The following is a 21,015-nucleotide window of genomic DNA, read 5'->3' on the forward strand; positions in this document are numbered from 1 at the left end:
CTTGTCGGCCTCGTCGAGCGCGGCGTCGATGCCCACGCCGTAGTAACCGACCGCGGCGTCCGAGTCGGTGCGGCAGGCTGCCAGATAGGCCAGCTTGCCGCCGAGGCAGAAACCGAGCACGCCGACCTTCTTTTCTGGCACCTCGGCGCGGGCACGCAGCACATCGATGGCGCTCTGCATGTCCGCCATGCCCTTGGCCTCGTCGAAGCCGCCGTAGAACGCGAAGGCGCGCTGCCAGTCGGCCTCGCTGTAGCCCAGTTCCACATCGGGCTCCTGGCGCCAGAACAGGTCGGGCACGAGCGCGACGTAGCCTTCCTCGGCGTAGTAGTCGGCGATCTCGCGCATGGTGTGGTTCACGCCGAAGATCTCCTGCGCGATCACCAGGCCGGGGCCGCTGCCGCTCTCGGGCAGGGCGAGGTAGCCGCTGAAACTGCCGCTGCCGTCCGCGGCGTCGATGCGAATGCGCTGTCCGCGACGCGCTGTCTTCTCTTGCATGTAGTGCTCTCCGATCGATGGGTTGAATGGGGTCGCGCGTGTGCTCACTGCACGCATTCGGGGTGCCGCGCCGTCACCTGGTAGCGCCCGGCGTGGAACACCAGCGGCTCGCCGTCGACGCGGTCGTAGCGCTCGACCTCGCCGATGAAGATCAGGTGGTCGCCGCCGTCGTACTGCCTCACGTTGCGGCAGACGAAGCGCGCGATGGCGCCGTCCAGCAGCGGCACGCCGGCCGTGCCTTCGCAGCAGTCCACGCCACCGAACTTGTCGGGCAGCGGCGTCGCGAACCGGCGCGACAGGTGGTGCTGGTGCGCCGCCAGCACGTTGATGGCGAAGTGGCTCGCGCCGGTGAAGTCCGCCACGCTGGGCGCGTTGCGCGACAGGCTCCACAGCACCAGCGGCGGATCGAGCGAGACCGACGAGAACGAATTGGCCGTCATGCCCACGCGCCGCCCGTCACTCGCGCGCGTGGTGACGACGGTGACGCCGGTGCTGAACTGGCCGAGCGCCCTGCGGAAGTCCTGCCGGTCGAAGCGACAGGCATCGGCGATGGGCTCCTGCTGCACCTTCTGCTGAACCTCCCGCTGCATCACGCGGCCTCGACCGAGGTCTCGATGTAGCGGTCGGCCTCCACCGGGTCGGCGAACCACGGGAAGAAGGTGCGCGGGTCGTCGAAGCCGTTGGCAATCGCGCTGGCCAGCGGCGGCACCGCGCCCGCCGTGCCCAGCAGCTTCAGCACATGGTCCGGCGGCGGCATCAGCAACATGTTGGTCCACTGCGTGACCCATTGCGAATAGCCGAACCAGTAGCGGTCGAAGGTCTGCTGCATCCATGCGGCATCGGCCGCGCCCTCGCCGCGCGCGACGATGCTCTTCAGGTACACGTCGGCGCACTTGGCCGCGTTGTTGGAGCCCTGGCCGGTGATCGGGTCGTTGAGCACCACCACGTCGGCCAGGCCCAGCACCTTGCGGCCCGAGGGCAAAGTGGCCACCGGCTTGCGCACAGTCGGCGCGAAGCGCCCGGCGAGGATGCCGTTGTCGTCGGTGAGCGCGATGTCGCGGCAGCGCTCGGCCTCCCACGGCACGAAGGTGTCGAGCACCCACTTGCTGCGCGCGAGGTGCTCCTGCGGCGTCTTCACGTCGGCCCAGCAGTCCATCGGGCCGCCCGGCACGCCTTCGAACACCATGATCTCGCAGGGGCCAGAAGTGGTCAGCGCCGGGAACACGAAGTACTCGCCCACGCCCGGAATCAGGTTGAAGCTCACGCGCGAGAACGGCTCGGCGGGCTTCATGCCCTTCACGTAGGTGAGCGCGAGCGCGCGCTGCGGCGCGTCGAAGCGCGACTTGTGCGCGTCGCGCGCGAAGAGCTTCGAAATCTCGCCCTTGCCGCTTGCCACCAGCGTGAGGTCGTGGCTGCGGGTGCAGGCCTCCAGCTCGTCGATGCCCGCATCCTTGAACACCAGCTCGCCGCCCTGGCGCTGGAACTCGGCCATCCAGGCCGGCACCTTCACGCGCTGGTCGACCGACTGCGCGCTCGAATGGAGCCGCGCCGCCCAGTCGATGACCTTGGCGCCCTTCTGCTCGGGGTGCGGCACGGCCAGGCCGATGCCGTCGACCGTGGGGCAGTCCTTGGCCCAATGGTCCAGCCCCAGCTCGCGCTCGATCTGCAGCGAGGTGTGGAACATGCACTGGCTGGACATCACCTTGCCCTGGCGGATGTCGTCCGCGGTGCGGTTGCTGTACATCGTGACCTCGTAGCCCGCGCGCAGCAGGCCGAGCCCGAGTTGCAGGCCCGACTGGCCCGCGCCGATGATGGCGATTCGTTTCATGGTGTTGCTCCGGGTAGGTTCGTGGGTTCGTGGGTTCGCGGCTTCGTCAGTCCATCAGCTTGGGAATGGCCGGCACCGCCTGCTCGGGGCCCATGGCGGAATAGCCGCCGTCCACCGCGTAGTCCGCGCCGGTCACGAAGCTCGCGTGGTCCGAGCACAGGAACAGCACCACCTGCGCCACCTCGTCGGGGTCGCCGACGCGCCCCAGCAGGTGGAAAGGCGCGGCCACGCGATCAGTCTTGGCACGGTCGCCGCCGCTCAGCTTGTCCATCACGGCCGACCACGTCCAGCCCGGCGACACGCTGTTCACGCGGATGCGGTCGCCCGCCAGGTCCATCGCCATGTTGCGCGTGAGCTGCGCCATCGCGGCCTTGCTCACCGGGTACAGCCAGCGCCCGGTCTGCGCCACGCGCGACGAGATGCTCGTGAAGTTGACGACCGCCCCACCGCCCGCGGCCACCATGTGCGGATGCACCGCCTGCAGCATGGCCACGGCGCTGGCGACGTTCACGTTGAACGAGGTGAGCCAGTCGGCGCGCGGCGACTTGAAGCCGTCGTCCACGTACGAGCACGCCAGGTTCACCAGGAAGTGCACGCCGCCGTGGTGCCGCGCCGCCTGCGCCACGCAGGCCTGCACCTGCGCATCGTCGGTGATGTCGGTGCGCACGAAGCGCACGCCGGTGCCCAGTGCATCGGCCAGCGCCTGGCCGTTGGCTTCGTCGATGTCGGCGACGACGACCTTCACGCCGGCGGCGTGCAGGGCCCGCACCACGCCGGTGCCTAATAATGTGGCGCCGCCGGTGACGATGGCGCTGCGTCCTTCGAGTCCCTTGAACATGGGGCTGGCTCTCCTGGGTAGTGAACTGTGGGAACGGGGGGATGTCGCAGGCCGGTTGGCCTGTGGGCGTACCTTAGGTGGGCAGGGGCCGCAGCTGCATCCCGCAAACGCAGGCGATGTCCCTGGCGCGCAGCTTTTTGCCGAGGGGCGATCCGAATTGTGGGCAGGGATGGTTTTTGCTACGGTGCCACTGCCCCACGCCATCCCCATGGAAACCGCCGTCATCACCCCAGTGCTGCCGCTGCAGCGCTACCGCCTGTTCGAGAGCCACGACATGGACGAGGCGCGCGAGAGCGTGGCCCGCGTGTTCTGCCCGCACGGCCTGACCATGCTGCGCCCGCGCGTCGAGCTCGACGCCTGCCACCACAGCGCGCGCCTGCACCGCGACGTGAGCCTCAACTACGTGCAGTACGGCCCCGGCGTGCAGATCGACCCGGGCTACCTGCAGGACTTTTTCCTGCTGCAGATTCCGCTGCGCGGCGGCGCCGACATCCGTTGCGGCAGCCAGCAGGTCGACGCCACGCCCCGCATGGCTTCGCTGCCCTCGCCCACCGAGCCACTGTCGATGCGCTGGGCCGACGACAGCCCGCACCTCATCGTGCGGCTCGCGCGCGCGGCGCTGCTGTCGCGGCTCGAATCGCTGCTGCAGGCACCGCTGAAGCAGGCACTGGTGTTCGAGCTGGGCGTGCCGCTGGACAACCCCGCGCTCGCGCCGCTGGTGCACTTCATCGACTACCTGCGGCTCACGCTCGATGCCGGCAACGCGCTGCAGGCGGGCGGCCGCCTCGGCGAGCATGCCGAGGAATACCTGATGTCCAGCCTGCTGATGTCGGCGGGCCACAACCATTCACGCGCGCTGGCAGGCGACACGCAGCGCCAGTTGCTGCCACGCGTGGTGCGCAGGGCGCAGGAGTACATGGCGGCGCACGCAGCGCAACCGCTGTCGCTGGCGGACGTGTGCGGCGAAGTGGGCTGCAGCGCGCGCGCGCTGCAGCAGGCGTTTCGCCAGCATGTGGGCCAGGGGCCGATGGAGTTCCTGCGCGAGCTGCGGCTCGACCGGGTGCGCGAGGAACTCAAGGCAACTGCCCATGGGGCGGACGCGGGGGTGCGCGAGGTGGCGCAGAAGTACGGCTTCCTGCACCTGGGGCATTTCGCGGCGCAATACCGCGCACGCTTCGGCGAACGGCCGTCGGAGACGCGAGAGACACGCGACAGGCGCTGACTCGCTGAGGAGCGGTCGATGGATCGCCGGTCCGATGGCACCCGGCAAAGGCGCAACGCAATGTTCGCGCAATGCGGGTTCATAGCATCGCGGGTCTGGCACTCGGCCAGTCCACGCGTACCTCCATGACCTTCGCTCCTGCCCCAACGCCGCGCGATTCGAGCGCCGGCCGTCTCCGTCGTCTTGAGCTGCTCGATGCGCTGCGCGGCTTCGCGCTGGCCGGCACGCTGATGCTCTGCCTGCAGCGCGTTCCGTTGCTCGACGTGCGATGGGTGCTGCTGGCGATGCTGCTGCTTGGAGGCAGCACGGCGGGGGTGTTGCGGGAATCGGTGGCGCATCGGCGCTTCTGGCGCGTGCTGGTGGTGGGAAGCCTTGTCGTCGCGGCGGGGCCTTTGCTGCAAGACGGCGGCGCCACTGCCTGGGCGCGCGCGCTGCTGCGGCAGGCCGCACCGCTCGCGCAGGGCCTGTTCTGTGTCGCCGCCTTCGTGTTGCTGTTCCAGCGCGCGGCTTGGCGCCGCAAGCTGTGCAAGCTCTCGCCAATGGGGCGCATGGCGTTCACCAACTGCGCGGTGCAAGGGCTCGTCGGCCTGGTGCTGCTTCCCCGGCTCGGGCTCGATGTGGAAAGCGTCGTGGGTGCGGCAGTGCTCGGGGCCGCTGTCTTCGCGCTGCAGGCCATGGCCAGTTGCTGGTGGGTGACGCGCTTTCACCACGGGCCGCTCGAGTGGGCCTGGCAACGGCTGGTGCACGCCCGGCCGTCGGCGCAGACCAGGGTAAGGGCTGTTCGCGGCACCTGACGCAGGCGCTGGCCCGTTGGCCTACATCCAACGCCGCAGGCCGATGACCCCCGCGCCGGAGTGGGCTGAGTAAGCTGGGCTACAACCGAGTCTCGCAACCCCCCAACCCGAACCGAGGAGTGCATTCATGCCAGCCAACGCCAATGTCACCGGAGACGTCGAATACAGGGCCGGCGACGGCCCCCTGATCCTCATTCCCCAAGGCCCGATCGAGGTGGAACTCGCACCCGACAGCGCCGTGCTGAGCTGGGGTGACGCCGGCAACATCCAGACGGCCGCCATTCCCCTGGCCGAATACCAGCGCTACCTCGACGAAGGCGTGATCGAGCCCCATTGAAGCGCTCGCCCGACGCACTTGCTTGTGCGTCGCCCATGAAAAAACGGCCCCGCGGGGCCGTTTTGCTTGGTGCATGCGCGGCCGCGAGGGCCGCAACGCATCAATTACTTCTTCTTGGCAGGCGCGGCAGCCTTCTTGGCGGGTGCGGCGGCCTTCTTGGCTGCGGGCTTTGCAGCCGGCTTGGCGGCGGTCTTGGCAGCCTTGGCGGCCGGCTTTGCGACCACGGCCTTGTCAGCCTTGCGCTTGGCAGCCTTCGGGTCCACGGCGGCCTTGAAGGCAGCGCCCGGCACGAACTTCGGCACCTTCTGTGCAGCGATCTTGATCTTGGTACCGGCGCTGGGGTTGAAGCCCGAGCGTGCGGCGCGAGCGACTTGCTTGAAAGTGCCGAAACCGACGATCTGCACCGGGTCGCCCTTCTTCACTGCGGCAACGATCGAGCCGGTGATGGTCTCGAGGATGCGCGCGGCTTCTGCCTTGCTGACGTTGTGGGCGGTTGCGATTTTTTCGACGAGTTCGATGCGGTTCAACTGAGTTCCTAATAGGTTTGATTTCGCCATGTTGCCTATGGCGGCGCAGCACAAATACAAGCTGCAAGCGGGGGGAGTTTATTCGACTGCGAGAAGGCCTATGTAACTCGGCCACTTAAAGTGATATCGCGAGGGCCGCGGCGGGGTGTTTTTCGAAGGTGCGGAGCGGAGAACGAAGGTCGATTGCTCCTCTGTGTGAGGAAGTCTTGTGCTCGATGCCTGTCGGTTTTTTGTTCTTCGCTATCGACGGGATTCATGCCGAGTTAAGCAAGGCGCAAAGTTGGGAGCAACGATCACGCATCGAACTTCGCTCATGCAATGCACGAGGGCGTTAGCGCATCGCTTGAGCGCGTTGCGGAGAAGCTGAAAAGAGGGATGTGATGCGAAGGCCCATCGTCGAAATGAACAGCATCGAGCTCCGAAAAGACAAAAGGGTTAGCAGACGAATCTGCTAACCCTTGTCGGAACTGGCGGAGTGGACGGGACTCGAACCCGCGACCCCCGGCGTGACAGGCCGGTATTCTAACCAACTGAACTACCACTCCTGGTAGACAACGTTCACTTCTTGCGAAGCCGAGTGCTGACGACTCGTGCCGGCTTCACTTGCGTGAAACTGGCGACCCTACGGGGATTCGAACCCCGGTAGCCACCGTGAAAGGGTGGTGTCCTAGGCCTCTAGACGATAGGGTCAAAACCTTAGGAACCGTGCTGCGATCAGCACTTATCTCTTCTCTCGACACTTAATGGTGGAGGTAAACGGGATCGAACCGATGACCTCTTGCATGCCATGCAAGCGCTCTCCCAGCTGAGCTATACCCCCTGTGGGTGTCGAGCCTCGAATTATAGCCCGTTTATCAGGCCTTTTTCAATCTTTCGATAACTTTTTCTTTCGAAAAGATCTCGAGGACTGAATCGAGGGACGGTGTCTGCGATGTTCCCATCACAAGCACACGTACTGGCATCGCTAACGCTGGCATTTTCATGCTGTGCGCTGCGAGCACTTCCTTGATCATAACTGAGATTGAGGCCTTATCCCAGGTCGCAGTTATCAATTTTTCGGCGAGTGTTGCAATCGCGGGCTTAACGGCCTCGGTGATGTGCTGTGCGCGGTCTTCTTCGGTCACCGTGATGTCCGCGTAGAACGCCGCCGCCCAGTTGGCCAGCGCCACCGTGGTGTCGCAACGGTCCTTGAAGAGCGCGCAGATTGCCGGCAGCCGCTCGTCGCTCACGATGCCGCGCTTTTGCAGTTGCGCTGCAACCAGCGGCGCAAGCGCTTCACCGCTCTTTGCTTTGATGTATTGCGCGTTCACCCAGGCGAGCTTTGCAGCGTCCCACTGTGCGGGGCTCTTCGAGAGGTGCGTGCCGTCGAACCAGCTCACCATCTGTTCGCGCGTGAAGAGCTCGTCGTCGCCATGGCTCCAGCCCAGGCGCGCGAGGTAGTTCAGCATGGCCTCTGGCAGGTAGCCGTTCTCTTCATATGCAGTGACGCTCACCGCGCCGCGGCGTTTGGAGAGCTTCTGCCCGTCGTCGCCAAGAATCACCGGCACGTGGCCGAACTCGGGCAGCGGTGCGCCGAGCGCGCGGAAGATGTTGATCTGCCACGGCGTGTTGTTGATGTGCTCGTCGCCGCGGAACACATGCGTGATGTTCATGTCCCAGTCGTCGACCACCACCGCGAAGTTGTAGGTGGGCACACCTTCGGGCCGCAGGATGATCAGGTCGTCGATCTCGCGGTTGTTGATGGTGATCTCGCCCTTCACCAGGTCGTTCCACGTCACGTCGCCTTCGGGCGGATTGCAGAAGCGCACCACCGGCGGCACGCCTTCGGGCACGGACGGCAGCACCTTGCCCGGCTCGGGGCGCCAGCGGCGGTCGTACAGGGTCTTTTCGCCGCGCTCGCGTTGCGCCTCGCGCATCGCGTCGAGTTCGGTGGGCGTGCAGTAGCAGTGATAGGCCGTGCCGGCCGCGAGCATCTGCGCGATCACCTCGCGGTAGCGCTCCAGGCGCTGCATCTGGTAGATCGGGCCTTCGTTGTAGTCCAGGCCGAGCCAGTGCATCGAAGCCAGGATCTGGTCGGTCGAGTCCTGCGTGGAGCGGGCCACGTCGGTGTCCTCGATGCGCAGCACGAACTCGCCGCCGTAGTGGCGCGCGTAGGCCCACGAATACAGCGCGGTGCGCGCAGTACCCAGGTGAAGAAAACCCGTGGGGGACGGTGCGATGCGGGTGCGTACTTTGCCGGTCATGTCTTTATCGTGGATTCAGGGTGCCCAGGCCGCGCGAAAGGTCGGCCTTGATGTCTTCGGCGTGCTCGAGGCCGACCGCGAGGCGGATCAGCCCCTGGCCGATGCCCGCAGCCTGGCGCTGCGCTTCGGTCAGGCGCCCGTGGGAGGTGGTGCCGGGGTGCGTGATGATGGTCTTCACATCGCCCAGGTTGGTGGCGACGCTCACCACGCGCGTGCTGTTGATGACGTGGAACGCATTGGCGCGGGCCGTCTCGGGCGTGTCGCCGACCACGTCGAACGACACCACCGCACCGCCCTGCCCCGACTGCTGCTGCATGGCCAGCTCGTGCTGGGCGTGCGACGCAAGTCCGGGGTAGTACACGCGGGCGATGCCGGGCTGCTTCTCGAGCCACTGCGCAATGTCGAGCGCATTGGCGCAATGCGCCTTCATGCGCACGCCCAGCGTTTCGATGCCCTTGAGCACCACCCACGCATTGAACGGTGCCAGCGCCATACCGGCGGTGCGCACCACGGGGCCGAACACGTCGACGATGTACTTCGCGGGGCCGCAGATCGCGCCCGCCATCACCCGGCCCTGCCCGTCGAGGTGCTTGGTGCCCGAGTGGATGACCAGGTCGGCCCCCAGCGAGGCCGGGCGCTGCAGGATGGGCGTGCAGAAGCAGTTGTCCACCGCCAGCAGCGCACCCGCGGCATGCGCCACGTCGGCCAGGGCGCGGATGTCGCACACCTCGGTCAGCGGGTTGGTCGGCGTTTCGGCGAACAGCAGCTTGGTGTTGGGCTTGACGGCCGCGCGCCACTCGGCCACATCGGTCTGCGAGACGAAGGTGGTCTCCACCCCGAACTTGGCGAACTCCTTGCCGAACAGGTTCAGCGTGGAGCCGAACACCGAGCGCGAGCAGATCACGTGGTCACCGGCCTTCAGCAGGCCCATGCACATCATGAGGATCGCGCCCATGCCGGTGGACGCGCCGATGGCCGCCTCGGTGCCTTCGAGCGCCGCGATGCGCTGCTCGAAGCTGGTCACCGTCGGGTTCGAGGTGCGCGAGTAGGTGAAGCCGGGCTCGGTGCCCGCGAAGCGGCGCATCGAGGTTTCGGCGTCGGGCTGCACGAAGCCGCTGGTGAGGAACAACGCGTCGGAGTGCTCGCCGTACTGGCTCGGCGCGAGGCCGGTGCGCAGCGCGAGCGTGTCGGGGTGCAGGCCGGGCGGCAGGGGGCGTTCGTCGGTCACTTCAGCTCTCACTCACTGAGGTTGGGCAGCGCGAGGCGCGAAGAGTCTTCCTCGGTCTCTTCGATGCGCGGGCGGTTGCCGTTCATGCGCGAGATGGCTTCGGTGTCGATGTCGCCGGTCACGTACACGCCGTCGAAGCACGAGGCATCGAAGCCGTCGAGCTTGCCGTTGAGCGAGCCGATGGCGCGCTTCATGGCATCGACGTCCTGGTAGATCAGCGCGTCGCAGCCGATGAGCTGGCGAATTTCCTCGATGGTGCGGTCGTGCGCCACCAGCTCGCCCTTGGTCGGCATGTCGATGCCGTAGACGTTGGGGTAGCGCACCGGCGGCGCGGCGCTGGCCAGGTAGACCTTGCGGGCGCCGGCGTCGCGTGCCATCTGCACGATTTCCTGGCTGGTGGTGCCGCGCACGATCGAGTCGTCGACCAGCAGCACGTTGCGGCCCTTGAACTCGCTGGCGATCACGTTGAGCTTCTGGCGAACCGACTTCTTGCGCACGCCCTGCCCCGGCATGATGAAGGTGCGGCCCACGTAGCGGTTCTTCACGAAGCCTTCGCGGTAGGGCACGCCCAGCAGGTGCGCGAGCTGCGTGGCGCTCGGGCGGCTCGACTCGGGAATCGGGATGATCACGTCGATCTGGTTGGGCGGCACGGTCGAGACCACGCGCTTGGCCAGCGTTTCGCCCAGGTTCAGGCGCGCCTGGTAGACCGAGATGCCGTCGAGCACCGAGTCCGGACGCGCGAGGTACACGAATTCGAAGATGCACGGGTTCAGCGACGGCGACTCGGCGCACTGCATCGAATGCACCTTGCCTTCGAGGTCGATGAACACGGCCTCGCCCGGCGCGATGTCGCGCTCGAACACATGGCCCGAGCCTTCGAGCGCGACCGACTCGCTGGCCACCATCACGGCGCCGTCGGCGCTGCGGCCCATGCACAGCGGGCGAATGCCGTACGGATCGCGGAAAGCAAGCAGGCCGTGCCCGGCGATGAGCGACACCACGGCATACGAGCCGCGCAGGCGCTTGTGCATGTTTTTGACCGCGGCGAACACCTCGGCCGGGTGCAGCGGCACGCCGCGCGACGAGCGCTCCAGTTCGTGCGCCAGCACGTTGAGCAGCACTTCGGAGTCGCTCTCGGTGTTGGTGTGGCGGTGGTCGGTGGAGAACAGCTCCGAACGCAGCGCGTGAGCGTTGGTCAGGTTGCCGTTGTGCACCAGCACGATGCCGAAGGGCGCGTTCACGTAGAAGGGCTGCGCCTCTTCCTCGCTGTAGGCGTTGCCGGCGGTCGGGTAGCGCACCTGGCCCAGGCCCACGTTGCCCGGCAGCGCGCGCATGTTGCGCGTGCGGAACACGTCGCGCACCATGCCCTTGGCCTTGTGCATGAAGAACTTGCGCTCGAGCAAGGTGACGATGCCAGCCGCGTCCTGTCCGCGATGCTGCAGCAGCAGCAGTGCGTCATAGAGCAGTTGATTGACGGGTGCGTTGCTGACAACGCCGACGATTCCACACATGAACGATTCCTCTCAGGGCAGGTAGCTTGCCAACTTTTCAGGCAGCGCAGGCTTCAGGCCCTGCAGTGCCGCATCGAGAACAATGGCGCTGCGCGATTCGTGCCACCAGGCACTGTCGCTCAACACCAGCAAATGAACAACGACGGCCAGCACGAGCAGGGCCACCGCACCCCGCGCCGCACCGAACGCTGCTCCCAAAATCCGGTCCACCGGCCGCAGACCCACGACCGTGATCAACTTGCGCGTCAGCGCGGCCACCAGGCCCACGCCGAACACCACCGCCACGAACACCAGCACGAAGGCCAGCGGATAACGCCACGCCGCCTGCGGCTCGCCGAACGGCAACCATGCCGCCACACCGGAGGCCAGCCACTGGGCGGCGACGAAGGCGGCCACCCAGCCGATCAGCGAGATCACCTCGAACACCAGGCCGCGCATCAGGCCGAAGAGCATCGACACCCCGATGAGCGCGACGGCGGTCCAGTCGAGCATGGCCACGGCGACAGGCGGCAGTGCTTACAACGTGAGGATCGCGGCCGACAAAGACAAGCCCTTGACCTTCTCCGCCGCGCGGTCGGCCTCGGCACGCGAGGCGAACGGGCCGACACGCACACGCGTGCGTTCGCCGTCGGCCGTCTTGGCCACGTGCACATAGGTCTTCAGGCCGGCGCGCTCGAGCTTCTGGCGCACTTCGCGCGCCTTGTCCGCATCGGCGAACGCACCGACCTGCACCACGAAGCGACCAGCGGCGGCCTCGTCGGCGAGCTTGGCCGCGGCGGTGGAGGCGGTCGAAGGCTTGCCTTCGAGCAGCGCACGGGCGCGCGCGCCGTCGTCCGCGGTGGCAGCCGGCTTGGGCTTCGGTTCAGGCTTTGTTTCGGGCTTGGCTTCCGCTTTCGGTTTCGGCTCCGGCTTGGGTTCGGGCTTGTGTTCCGGTTTTGGCTCGGGCTTGCGCTCAGGCTTCGGTTCCGGCTTGGGCTCGGGCTTGCGCTCCACGGGCGCGGCTGGCGCAACGGGGGCAACAGCCGCGGGCGTGCTGGCGACAGGCTTGCTGGAATCGATCTCGGTGCCGTCGGCGGTCTCGGTGATCATGCCGCCGGCGGAGGCCACGCGCGAGCCGTTGTCGGGCGCGGCCGGGGCGGTGCTCGCAGCAGGCGCGGGCGTGGCCGGCACGGGCAGCGGCTTGACCTTGTTGCGGTCGGGAATCTCGATGGGAATGTCGACCGACACGGGGCGCGGCTGCGTGTCGAACAGCAGCGGGAAACCGATCACGCCGAGCAGCACCAGCACCGCTGCGCCCAGCAGCCGGTGGCGCGCACGCCGACGCATGGATTCGACACTTTCCGCCGGCACGGCAGCCGGTGCGCTGCGTCCTTCGTTGCCTTGTGGGCCGCGCGTGCGGAACTTGAAAAACGCCATGAAGTTCGATCCCTGAAGGAGTGCAGCGAGGTGTGCCCGATGGTGCCGGATGGGTGTTTGGACAGCCCGACGGTCAGCCGCCTGGCAGCAGGTGTTTGGCTTGCAGCCGGGGGGTGCCGTTTTCAAGCACGCCACCCACGGTGAAGAACGATCCGAAGACGACGATTCTATCAGCGGGGTCTGCGTGCTCGATGGCCGCGCGCAACGCGTCCATGGGGCCTGGATGCACGCTGCCCGAGGCGTCGGCGCGGGTGTTCTGCGCTTGCCAGGCGGCCAGCAAGTCGGCCCCCTTGGCCGCGCGCGGCGTGGGCAGGTCGGTGAAGTACCAGCGGTCGATCAGTGGGCCGATGCGCGCCAGGATCGGTGCGAGGTCCTTGTCGGCCATCACGCCGAACACGCCGTGCGTGGTGGGGTAGAAACCCATCGCGTCGAGGTTCTCGGCCAGCGCGGCCACGGCGTGCGCGTTGTGCGCCACGTCGAGCACCAGCGCGGGCTCGCCCGGCACGATCTGGAAGCGCCCCGGCAGCTCGACCATGGCCAGCCCGTTGCGCACTGCCTGCGCGGTGATCGGCAGCTGCGGCCGCACCGCTTCCAGCGCCGCGAGCACGCCCGCGGCATTGATGAGCTGGTTGGCGCCGCGCAGCGCCGGATAGGCCAGCCCACTGTAGCGCCGGCCGCGGCTCGACCAGCCCCACTGCTGCTTGTCGCCCGACACGTTGAAGTCGGTGCCGAAGCGCCACAAGTCGGCGCCGATGGCGTTGGCATGGTCGATCACGCTCTGCGGGGGCATCGGGTCGCTCACGATGGCGGGCTTGCCGGCGCGCAGGATGCCGGCCTTCTCGAAGCCGATGCTCTCGCGGTCGGGCCCGAGATACTCTATGTGGTCGAGGTCGATGCTGGTGATGACCGCGCAGTCGGCGTCGATGATGTTCACCGCGTCCAGCCGGCCGCCCAGGCCCACTTCGAGGATCGCCACGTCGGGCTTTTCCTCGATCATGCGATGCAGGATGCCGAGCGTCGTGAACTCGAAGTAGGTCAGGCTCAGGTCGCCGCGCGCCTTTTCGACCACTTCGAAGCTTGCTATCAGTTTGGAAGCATCGACGGCTTCGCCCTTGAGCCGCAGCCGTTCCTCGAAGCGCACCAGGTGCGGCGAGGTGAACACCGCGGTGCGGTAGCCCGCGTGCGTGAGGATCGACTCGAGCATGGCGCAGGTCGAGCCCTTGCCGTTGGTGCCCGCCACCGTGATGACGGGGCAGTCGAAGCGCAGCCCGAGGCGCTGCGCCATCTCTTTGGCACGATCGAGCCCGAGCTCGATGTTCTTGGGATGGAGTTGCTCGGCGCGCGCGAGCCAGTCGTTAAGGGTTTCCATGGAGGCCGGCATTGTCGCCGACCCGCCGATCGCGGCATCATCGTGGCCATGACAACCCTATACGGCATCCCGAACTGCGACACCGTCAAGCGCGCGCGCACCTGGCTCGACGAACACGGCGTCGCCTACACCTTCCATGATTTCAAGAAACAGGGCGTGCCCGAGCCCGAGCTCGACCAGTGGCTGAAGCAGCCCGGCTGGGAGGCGCTGGTCAACCGCAAGGGCACCACCTGGCGCAAGCTCGACGAGGCCACCCGCAACGGCGTCGTCGATGCCGCGTCGGCCCGCCCGGTGCTGCTGGCCAACCCCAGCCTCATCAAGCGCCCCGTGGTCGACTGGGGCCCGAAAAAAGCTGTAACCACCGGATTCGACGCGCAGGCCTGGGCTGTCAACGGCGTGTAAACCCCGGAACCCGCCCGGCGCGGGCGCCTCCAACCGGCATCTGCAGGAGAGACACACCATGAACAAACTTGCTTTTCGCACCCTTGCCGGCCTTTCGGTGGCCGGCGCCCTGGCGGCGGGCACCGGCCTCGTGCACGCCCAGCAACAGGGGCAGGTGGTGCAGGCCCGCGTGGTCTCGGCCACGCCGGTGCGTGAAACCACCGGCAGCGACGTCAGCTACAACGTCACCTACGAATACAACGGCCAGCGCTACACCACCCGCATGAACAGCCGGCCCGGCGCCACCATCCCCATCCAGGCGAGCGGTTACGGCGTGACGACCTCGGCGGTAGCGCCGCAGGCGCAGGTTCAGACCTACCCGGTGGAAGCCAGCGGCAGCGGCTACCAGCAGCAACAGTCCGGCGGCTCGCCGTGGGACAACGTGGTGCCCGAACCCGGCGTGGTGGTCGGCGCCGGCGGCCCGGCGCCCGTGTATGCGCAGCCGGCGCCCGTTTACGCACCGGCCCCGGTGTACGTCGACCCGGGCTATGCCTACGGCTACCCCTACGCCTACCCGCCGGTGGGCATCTCGCTGAACCTGGGCTATTCGCGGGGTTGGGGCGGCGGCTACTACGGCCACGGCTACCGCGGCTGGGGTGGCGGCTACCGCGGCGGCTGGCACCGCTGAGCCACGGGCCGTCGGCGCCGACCGGCCAAGCCCCTAAAATCGAGGACTTTTCCAACCCTTGACGGGTGCGCCGCTGGTGCGGTGCGTCCTCGATTCGCCGACCGCCATGGCGCCGGCGCCACCCAATGACGACGACTACCGACACTATCAACAGCGCCGCAGTGGCCACCAAGGCCAATGTGTACTTCGACGGCAAGTGCGTGAGCCACAACCTCACGCTGGCGGACGGCACCAAGAAATCGGTCGGCGTGATCCTGCCGTCCACCCTCACCTTCAACACCGGCGCCCCTGAAATCATGGAAGGCGCCGGCGGCAGCTGCGAATACCAGCTCGCGGGCACCACCGAGTGGCTCGCCTCGGGCCCCGGCCAGAAGTTCAGCATTCCCGGCAACTCCAGCTTCCAGATCCGCGTGACTGGCGAGCCCTACAGCTACATCTGCCACTTCGGCTGAACCGCGAACCCGCGAACCGGAACCCCTGACATGTCGACCATCCTCCAAAACGTTCCCGCCGGCCAGAAGGTCGGCATCGCCTTCTCGGGCGGCCTGGACACCAGCGCGGCGCTCCACTGGATGCGCAACAAGGGCGCCATTCCCTACGCCTACACCGCCAACCTCGGCCAGCCCGACGAGCCCGACTACGACGAGATCCCGCGCAAGGCGATGCTCTACGGCGCCGAGAACGCCCGCCTGATCGACTGCCGCGTGCAGCTGGCCAACGAAGGCATCGCCGCCCTGCAGGCCGGCGCCTTCCACGTGACCACCGCCGGCGTGACCTACTTCAACACCACGCCGCTGGGCCGCGCGGTGACCGGCACCATGCTGGTGTCGGCCATGAAGGAAGACGACGTCCACATCTGGGGCGACGGCAGCACCTACAAGGGCAACGACATCGAGCGCTTCTACCGCTACGGCCTGCTCACCAACCCCAACCTGAAGATCTACAAGCCCTGGCTCGACCAGGTCTTCATCGACGAGCTGGGCGGGCGCGCCGAAATGTCGGCGTTCATGCAGCAGGCCGGCTTCGCCTACAAGATGTCGTCCGAGAAGGCCTACTCGACCGACTCCAACATGCTCGGCGCCACGCACGAGGCCAAGGACCTCGAGCACCTGAACAGCGGCATCCAGATCGTGCAGCCCATCATGGGCGTGGCCTTCTGGAAGGACGAAGTCGAAGTCAAGCGCGAAACCGTGTCGGTGCGCTTCGAAGAAGGCGTGCCCGTGGCGCTGAACGGCGTGCGCTACGCGAACCTGGTCGACCTGATCCTCGAGGCCAACCGCATCGGCGGGCGCCACGGCCTGGGCATGAGCGACCAGATCGAAAACCGCATCATCGAGGCCAAGAGCCGCGGCATCTACGAGGCCCCCGGCCTGGCGCTGCTGTTCATCGCCTACGAGCGCCTGGTGACCGGCATCCACAACGAAGACACCATCGAGCAGTACCGCGACAACGGCCGCAAGCTCGGCCGCCTGCTGTACCAGGGCCGCTGGTTCGACCCGCAGGCCATCATGCTGCGCGAGACGGCGCAACGCTGGGTGGCGCGCGCCATCACCGGCGAGGTGACCATCGAGCTGCGCCGCGGCAACGACTACTCGATCATGAACACCGAGTCGGCCAACCTCACGTACAAGCCCGAGCGCCTGAGCATGGAAAAGGTCGAAGGCGCGTTCACGCCGCTGGACCGCATCGGCCAGCTCACCATGCGCAACCTGGACATCGTCGACACGCGCGAGAAGCTGGCGATCTACACGCGCGTCGGCCTGCTGTCGTCGAGCGAAGGCGCCTCGCTGCCGAAGCTGACGAACGACGGCGACGCGAACTGATCGTGCGCTGACCCCGGGGCTGACCGCAGCCCCAAAGACAACGGGCCCCTCGGGGCCCGTTTGTCATTGCACCGCCGGCGGACGGCTCAGTCCCCGCCGCCTCCCCCGCCGCAACCGCCCCCGCAGCTGCTGCCGCCGCCACAGCCGGACGAATCGCCGCTCGCGCCGCCGCCATCGCTCGACCCACCGCCGTCGCTGCTGCTCGACTCGCTGCCGCCGAAGCCGCCCGCATCACCCGAGCTGCCGCCGTCGGACGACGAGTCACCGAAGCTGGTGCCGCACTGCGTGTCCGAGCCGATGTAGCGCTCCACCGCCCGGCAGTCGGGCACGTAGGTAAAACCGCCTGCGATCGCGAACTTGACGTCCAGCGCGAACAGCAGCGGCAGCCGCGCCGGGTTGCGCGGGTCGATGCTTTCCTCCTTGCAGGCCCAGTACCAGGTGCGGCGCAGGCCGTCGTTGCGCTTGGGGTCGCGCCCCAGCACTTCGGCGGGGCTGTGGTGCAGCATGCCGCCGAAGGCCGCCTTGCACCAGTTCTGGTAGCCCTGCGTGTGCAGGATGAACTCGTGCCACGCCGTGTCGACCACCTTCGAGGGCATGGCAACGAACTTGCGGTCGCTGCGCAGGTGCGACATGAAGAACTGGCGCAGGCCGCGCAGCACCAGTTCGGCATCGCGACGGCTCAGCTGCGGGTGCGCCTCGCGCAGCTTGCCGATGAGAAACGGGGGCAGCCGCGCTTCGCGAATGAACTGCCGGCGCAGGCTGGTCTCCAGGAACTTCAGCACCGCCGAGAACAGCACCGCCACCAAAATCACCGAGACCACCACGCCCCAGCGGCGCGAGCCCAGGAACAAAGACAGCAACGCGAGCAACGGCACCGCACGCCGGGCCCACACCAGGGCGCCGATGCGGCGCCGGAAATTCAGGTGCAGGAAGTCGAGATCCATGCCGGCCGGTCAGCAGCTCAGACGACCACCGGCTCCGGCTCCAGCCGGATGCCGAAGCGCTCGTACACGCTGGTCTGGATGGCCTTGGCCAGGGTCATCACCTCGCCGCCGGTTACCGGGTTCTCGTTGCCGCCGCGGTTCACCAGCACCAGCGCCTGGCGCTCGTACACGCCGGCATTGCCGACCGACTTGCCCTTCCAGCCGCAGGCGTCGATGAGCCAGCCCGCCGCCAGCTTGATGCTGCCGTCGTCCATGGGGTAGTGAACGATCTTGGGGTCGCGCGCGATGATGTCGGCGCACTGCTCGGGCGTGACCGTCGGGTTCTTGAAGAAGCTGCCGGCGTTGCCCAGCACGCGCCAGTCGGGCAGCTTGGCGCGGCGGATGGCGCAGATCCAATCGAACACGTCCTGCGCGCTCGGGGTGAAGTTGCCGCTTTCTTCCATCTTGCGTTCCAGGTCGAGGTAGCCGACCACGGCCTTCCACGGCTTGGGCAGGCGAAAACGCACCCGGGTGATCACCGCGCGGCCGGCCAGCCCGAAGTCGTTCGGGCCGCTGCGCACGTGCTTGAACACCGAGTCGCGGTAGCCGAAGGCGCACTGCGCGGCGTCGAGCGTGAAGCTGCGGCCGGTTTCCAGGTCGTAGGCGTCCAGCGACTCGAAGCGGTCCTGCAGCTCGACCCCGTAGGCGCCGATGTTCTGCACCGGCGAGCCGCCCACCGTGCCCGGAATGAGGGCCAGGTTCTCGAGCCCCGGGTAGCCGTTGCGCACCATCCATTCCACCGCGTCATGCCAGACCTCGCCGGCACCGGCCTCGACGATCCAGGCGCGCTCGGTCTCCTCGACCAGCCGCAGGCCCTTGATCTCGACCTTCAGCACCAGCTGCTTCACGTCGCCGGTAATGACGATGTTGCTGCCGCCGCCCAGCACGAAACGCGACGCGTCGCGCCATTGCGCGTCGGCATGCAGCGCGACCAGGTCGGCTTCATCGGCAATGCGCAGCAGGTGCTGCGCACGCGCGACGATGCCGAAGCTGTTGTAGGGCTGCAGCGGGACGTTGGACTCCACGATCATGGGAGAATTGTCGCATCCAGCACCAGTGAATTCAGGAGAGAGTCCATGCCGTCTTTCGATACCGTCTGCGAGCCCAACCTGCCCGAAGTGAAGAACGCGGTCGAGAACACCGCCAAGGAGATCGCGACGCGCTTCGACTTCAAGGGCACCGCCGCCGCCGTCGACCTCAAGGACAAGGAGATCACCATGATCGGTGACGCCGAGTTCCAGCTCGTCCAGGTCGAAGACATCTTGCGCAGCAAGCTCACCAAGCGCAGCGTCGACGTGCGCTTCCTCGACAAGGGCGACGTCCAGAAAATGGGCGGCGACAAGGTCAAGCAGGTCATCAAGATCAAGAGCGGCATCGAGAGCGAGCAGGCCAAGAAAATCACCCGCATCGTCAAGGACAGCAAGCTCAAGGTGCAGGCCGCGATCCAGGGCGACGCGGTGCGCATCACCGGCGCCAAGCGCGACGACCTGCAGGCCGCCATGGCCCTCATCAAGAAGGACGTGCCCGACATGCCGGTGTCCTTCAACAACTTCCGCGACTGACCGGCGCTTCATGAAAGCGCTTGCGGCGGCCGCACGGCTGCTCGTGCTCGCCGCCGCGGTCCAGCTGGTGGCCGCCGCCGGCGTGGCGCACGCCGCCAGCTCGGTCACCCTCACCGGCAGCATCGGCAGCCGCGCGATCCTCATCGTGAACGGCAACCCGCCCAAGACCGTGGCGGTCGGCGAGAGCTACCAGGGCGTGAAGCTGGTGTCGCTGCAGGCCGAGCAGGCCGTGGTCGAGCTCGAGGGCAAGCGCGTCAACCTGCGCATGGACACGCCCGTCAGCATCGGTGGCGGGGGTGGGGGTGGAGGGGATGGGGGTTCAGGCGGCGGCAACCGCGTGGTGCTGTCGGCCGACAGCCGCGGCCACTTCATGACACAGGGCGCCATCAACGGACGCCCCGTGACCTTCATGCTGGACACCGGCGCCACCACCGTCGCCCTGTCGATGGCCGACGCCCAGCGCATCGGGCTCGACTACAGCAAGGGCCAGCCCGTGCAGATCAACACCGCCAACGGCGTGGCGCCGGGTTTCAGGCTCCGGCTCAATTCGGTGCGGGTGGGCGACGTCGAGGTCTACGACATCGACGCCATCGTGTCGCAGCAGGGCATGCCCTTCGTGCTGCTGGGCAACAGCTTCATCAACCGCTTCTCGATGCGCCGCGACGCGGACCAGATGGTCCTCGAGAAGCGGTTCTAGCGCTTCCGACCCCGTCGAAGCCTCAGGCCTGCGCGGCCGTGACGACGATCTCGATCTTGTAGGCCGCATTGGCCATCTTGGCCTGCACGGTGGCGCGCGGCGGCGTGTTGCCGGCTGGAATCCACGCGTCCCACACCTCGTTCATGGCCGTGATGTCGCCGATGTCGGCCAGAAAGATCTGCGTCATGAGAATGCGCGACTTGTCGCTGCCCACTTCGCCCAGCAGGCGATCGACCATCGCCAGCACCTGCGCGGTCTGGCCGCGGATGTCTTGCGCGGTGTCGTCGGGCACCTGGCCGGCGAGGTAGACGGTGCCGTTGTGAACGGCGGTTTCAGAAAGGCGGGGGCCGACGTGGTGGCGGGTGATGGTGGCCATGGTGTGTGTTCCTTCAGTTCGTTTTCTTCTTGGCGCCGAGCTTCGACTCCGTGCCGGCCGCGAGCCGGCGGATGTTTTCGCGGTGCCGCCAGATCAGCAGCAGGCTCATGATGATGAGCGCAATCAGCACCGTGCGGTCCAGAGGCCATGCGATGTTGCCGCCTATCAGGTAATAGGCCGGCGCAAAAAAGGCCGCCACCAGCGACGACAGCGACGAGTAGCGGAAGAACACCGCGATGATCAGCCAGGTCGCGCCCGTGGCGAGCCCCAGCCAGGGCGCGATGCCCACCAGCACACCGGCGGCCGTGGCCACGCCCTTGCCGCCCTGGAAGCCGAAGAACACCGGGTACAGGTGCCCGAGGAACGCGGCCAGCCCCGCCAGCGCGGCCACGCCGGCGCCCAGGCCCCACTGCGCGCCGAACTGGTGGATGACGAACACCGGCACCCAGCCCTTGACCGCGTCGAGCAGCAGCGTGGCCAGCGCCGCGCCCTTGTTGCCCGAGCGCAGCACGTTGGTGGCGCCGGGGTTCTTGCTGCCGTAGCTGCGCGGGTCGGCCATGCCGAGCGCCTTGCTCACGATGACCGCGAACGACAGCGAGCCGATCAGGTAGGACGCCACGACGGCCACGATGGCGGCGAGGGAAGGCAAGGTGAAGCTCAAGACGGCACTCCGCGGGAAAGGTTGTTCTTATTCGGC

Annotated in this window: 24 protein-coding genes and 3 tRNA genes; 9 read left to right on the plus strand and 18 right to left on the minus strand. The window is 67.3% G+C overall.

Features of this window, described 5'->3' with window-relative positions; all coding sequences use genetic code 11:
* From QTI51_RS23450 to QTI51_RS23465, 4 genes are all read right to left on the minus strand, one after another.
* The coding region (locus QTI51_RS23450; protein ID WP_286516428.1) for a dienelactone hydrolase family protein at positions 1-495 on the minus strand (495 nt) is incomplete at its 3' end.
* A gap of 44 nt (positions 496-539) precedes the next feature.
* Positions 540-1,085, minus strand: a complete 546-nt coding sequence (locus tag QTI51_RS23455; protein WP_116911106.1) for a flavin reductase family protein — start codon at positions 1,083-1,085, stop codon at positions 540-542.
* Positions 1,085-2,323 carry a styrene monooxygenase/indole monooxygenase family protein gene (locus tag QTI51_RS23460; RefSeq protein ID WP_116911105.1) on the minus strand — a complete coding sequence of 413 codons (1,239 nt, stop codon included), beginning with the start codon at positions 2,321-2,323 and terminating at the stop codon, positions 1,085-1,087. Before QTI51_RS23460 ends, QTI51_RS23455 begins: the two co-directional genes overlap by 1 nt.
* 46 nt (positions 2,324-2,369) lie before the next feature.
* Positions 2,370-3,161 carry an SDR family oxidoreductase gene (locus tag QTI51_RS23465; protein ID WP_116911104.1) on the minus strand — a complete coding sequence of 264 codons (792 nt, stop codon included), beginning with the start codon at positions 3,159-3,161 and terminating at the stop codon, positions 2,370-2,372.
* Between the two features lie 208 nt (positions 3,162-3,369).
* Between QTI51_RS23465 and QTI51_RS23470 the strand changes: the two genes are divergently transcribed.
* From QTI51_RS23470 to QTI51_RS23480, 3 genes are all read left to right on the plus strand, one after another.
* Positions 3,370-4,383 (plus strand): AraC family transcriptional regulator, encoded by a 1,014-nt coding sequence (locus QTI51_RS23470; protein ID WP_116911103.1) that lies wholly within the window; start codon positions 3,370-3,372, stop codon positions 4,381-4,383.
* A 125-nt stretch (positions 4,384-4,508) separates the two neighbouring features.
* Positions 4,509-5,177, plus strand: coding sequence for a DUF418 domain-containing protein (locus QTI51_RS23475; protein ID WP_165840392.1), 669 nt, complete (start codon positions 4,509-4,511; stop codon positions 5,175-5,177).
* 127 nt (positions 5,178-5,304) lie between these two features.
* Entirely contained in the window at positions 5,305-5,514 is a 210-nt protein-coding gene (locus QTI51_RS23480; protein ID WP_116911101.1) for a hypothetical protein, read from the plus strand.
* A 104-nt stretch (positions 5,515-5,618) separates the two neighbouring features.
* Here QTI51_RS23480 and QTI51_RS23485 read toward each other — a convergent pair whose 3' ends face one another.
* The 10 genes from QTI51_RS23485 to folC form a co-directional block, all read right to left on the minus strand.
* Positions 5,619-6,095, minus strand: a complete 477-nt coding sequence (locus QTI51_RS23485; protein ID WP_286516426.1) for an HU family DNA-binding protein — start codon at positions 6,093-6,095, stop codon at positions 5,619-5,621.
* 414 nt (positions 6,096-6,509) lie between these two features.
* Positions 6,510-6,586, minus strand: a tRNA-Asp gene (locus QTI51_RS23490).
* Between the two features lie 69 nt (positions 6,587-6,655).
* A tRNA-Glu gene (locus QTI51_RS23495) sits at positions 6,656-6,731 on the minus strand.
* A gap of 54 nt (positions 6,732-6,785) precedes the next feature.
* Positions 6,786-6,861, minus strand: a tRNA-Ala gene (locus QTI51_RS23500).
* A 34-nt stretch (positions 6,862-6,895) separates the two neighbouring features.
* On the minus strand, positions 6,896-8,284 hold the full coding sequence (gltX, locus tag QTI51_RS23505) for a glutamate--tRNA ligase (protein ID WP_116911099.1): 1,389 nt from the start codon (positions 8,282-8,284) through the stop codon (positions 6,896-6,898).
* A 4-nt stretch (positions 8,285-8,288) separates the two neighbouring features.
* Positions 8,289-9,512, minus strand: a complete 1,224-nt coding sequence (locus QTI51_RS23510) for an O-succinylhomoserine sulfhydrylase (RefSeq protein WP_116911098.1) — start codon at positions 9,510-9,512, stop codon at positions 8,289-8,291.
* An 8-nt stretch (positions 9,513-9,520) separates the two neighbouring features.
* On the minus strand, positions 9,521-11,023 hold the full coding sequence (purF, locus tag QTI51_RS23515; RefSeq protein ID WP_116911097.1) for an amidophosphoribosyltransferase: 1,503 nt from the start codon (positions 11,021-11,023) through the stop codon (positions 9,521-9,523).
* 12 nt (positions 11,024-11,035) lie between these two features.
* Entirely contained in the window at positions 11,036-11,521 is a 486-nt protein-coding gene (locus QTI51_RS23520; protein WP_116911096.1) for a CvpA family protein, read from the minus strand.
* Positions 11,522-11,539: 18 nt separating this feature from the next.
* Positions 11,540-12,439: an SPOR domain-containing protein gene (locus QTI51_RS23525; protein ID WP_116911095.1), complete on the minus strand. Its 900-nt coding sequence runs from the start codon at positions 12,437-12,439 to the stop codon at positions 11,540-11,542.
* Between the two features lie 73 nt (positions 12,440-12,512).
* A complete protein-coding gene (gene folC, locus QTI51_RS23530; protein WP_116911094.1) occupies positions 12,513-13,820 on the minus strand; it encodes a bifunctional tetrahydrofolate synthase/dihydrofolate synthase in 1,308 nt (435 codons plus the stop codon).
* 36 nt (positions 13,821-13,856) lie between these two features.
* On the opposite strand from folC, the gene QTI51_RS23535 reads away from it, so the two are divergent.
* The 4 genes from QTI51_RS23535 to argG all read left to right on the plus strand — a co-directional run bounded on the left by QTI51_RS23535 (position 13,857) and on the right by argG (position 16,700).
* Positions 13,857-14,210 (plus strand): ArsC family reductase, encoded by a 354-nt coding sequence (locus QTI51_RS23535; protein WP_116911093.1) that lies wholly within the window; start codon positions 13,857-13,859, stop codon positions 14,208-14,210.
* Between the two features lie 58 nt (positions 14,211-14,268).
* Positions 14,269-14,877, plus strand: a complete 609-nt coding sequence (locus tag QTI51_RS23540; RefSeq protein ID WP_116911092.1) for a hypothetical protein — start codon at positions 14,269-14,271, stop codon at positions 14,875-14,877.
* Positions 14,878-15,002: 125 nt separating this feature from the next.
* Positions 15,003-15,329, plus strand: a complete 327-nt coding sequence (gene ppnP / locus QTI51_RS23545; RefSeq protein WP_116911091.1) for a pyrimidine/purine nucleoside phosphorylase — start codon at positions 15,003-15,005, stop codon at positions 15,327-15,329.
* Positions 15,330-15,359: 30 nt separating this feature from the next.
* Positions 15,360-16,700 (plus strand): argininosuccinate synthase, encoded by a 1,341-nt coding sequence (gene argG / locus QTI51_RS23550; RefSeq protein WP_116911090.1) that lies wholly within the window; start codon positions 15,360-15,362, stop codon positions 16,698-16,700.
* Between the two features lie 86 nt (positions 16,701-16,786).
* On the opposite strand, the gene QTI51_RS23555 is transcribed toward argG, so the two are convergent.
* The gene (locus QTI51_RS23555; RefSeq protein WP_116911089.1) at positions 16,787-17,644 is read right to left on the minus strand and encodes a glycine-rich domain-containing protein; all 858 of its coding nucleotides are present in this window, start codon (positions 17,642-17,644) and stop codon (positions 16,787-16,789) included.
* 17 nt (positions 17,645-17,661) lie between these two features.
* On the minus strand, positions 17,662-18,714 hold the full coding sequence (gene murB, locus QTI51_RS23560) for a UDP-N-acetylmuramate dehydrogenase (protein ID WP_116911088.1): 1,053 nt from the start codon (positions 18,712-18,714) through the stop codon (positions 17,662-17,664).
* A 45-nt stretch (positions 18,715-18,759) separates the two neighbouring features.
* Here murB and QTI51_RS23565 point away from each other — a divergent pair, with 45 nt between their 5' ends.
* Both QTI51_RS23565 and QTI51_RS23570 read left to right on the plus strand, forming a co-directional pair.
* Positions 18,760-19,245: a YajQ family cyclic di-GMP-binding protein gene (locus tag QTI51_RS23565; RefSeq protein ID WP_116911087.1), complete on the plus strand. Its 486-nt coding sequence runs from the start codon at positions 18,760-18,762 to the stop codon at positions 19,243-19,245.
* A gap of 10 nt (positions 19,246-19,255) precedes the next feature.
* Positions 19,256-19,942, plus strand: coding sequence for a retropepsin-like aspartic protease family protein (locus tag QTI51_RS23570; RefSeq protein WP_116911086.1), 687 nt, complete (start codon positions 19,256-19,258; stop codon positions 19,940-19,942).
* A 22-nt stretch (positions 19,943-19,964) separates the two neighbouring features.
* On the opposite strand, the gene QTI51_RS23575 is transcribed toward QTI51_RS23570, so the two are convergent.
* Positions 19,965-20,318 (minus strand): RidA family protein, encoded by a 354-nt coding sequence (locus QTI51_RS23575; RefSeq protein ID WP_116911085.1) that lies wholly within the window; start codon positions 20,316-20,318, stop codon positions 19,965-19,967.
* A gap of 13 nt (positions 20,319-20,331) precedes the next feature.
* The gene (plsY, locus tag QTI51_RS23580; protein ID WP_116911084.1) at positions 20,332-20,979 is read right to left on the minus strand and encodes a glycerol-3-phosphate 1-O-acyltransferase PlsY; all 648 of its coding nucleotides are present in this window, start codon (positions 20,977-20,979) and stop codon (positions 20,332-20,334) included.
* Positions 20,980-21,015: the final 36 nt, after the last annotated feature.

Source organism: Variovorax sp. J22G73 (assembly GCF_030317035.1).
In the GTDB taxonomy this organism is placed as follows: Bacteria; Pseudomonadota; Gammaproteobacteria; order Burkholderiales; family Burkholderiaceae_C; genus Variovorax.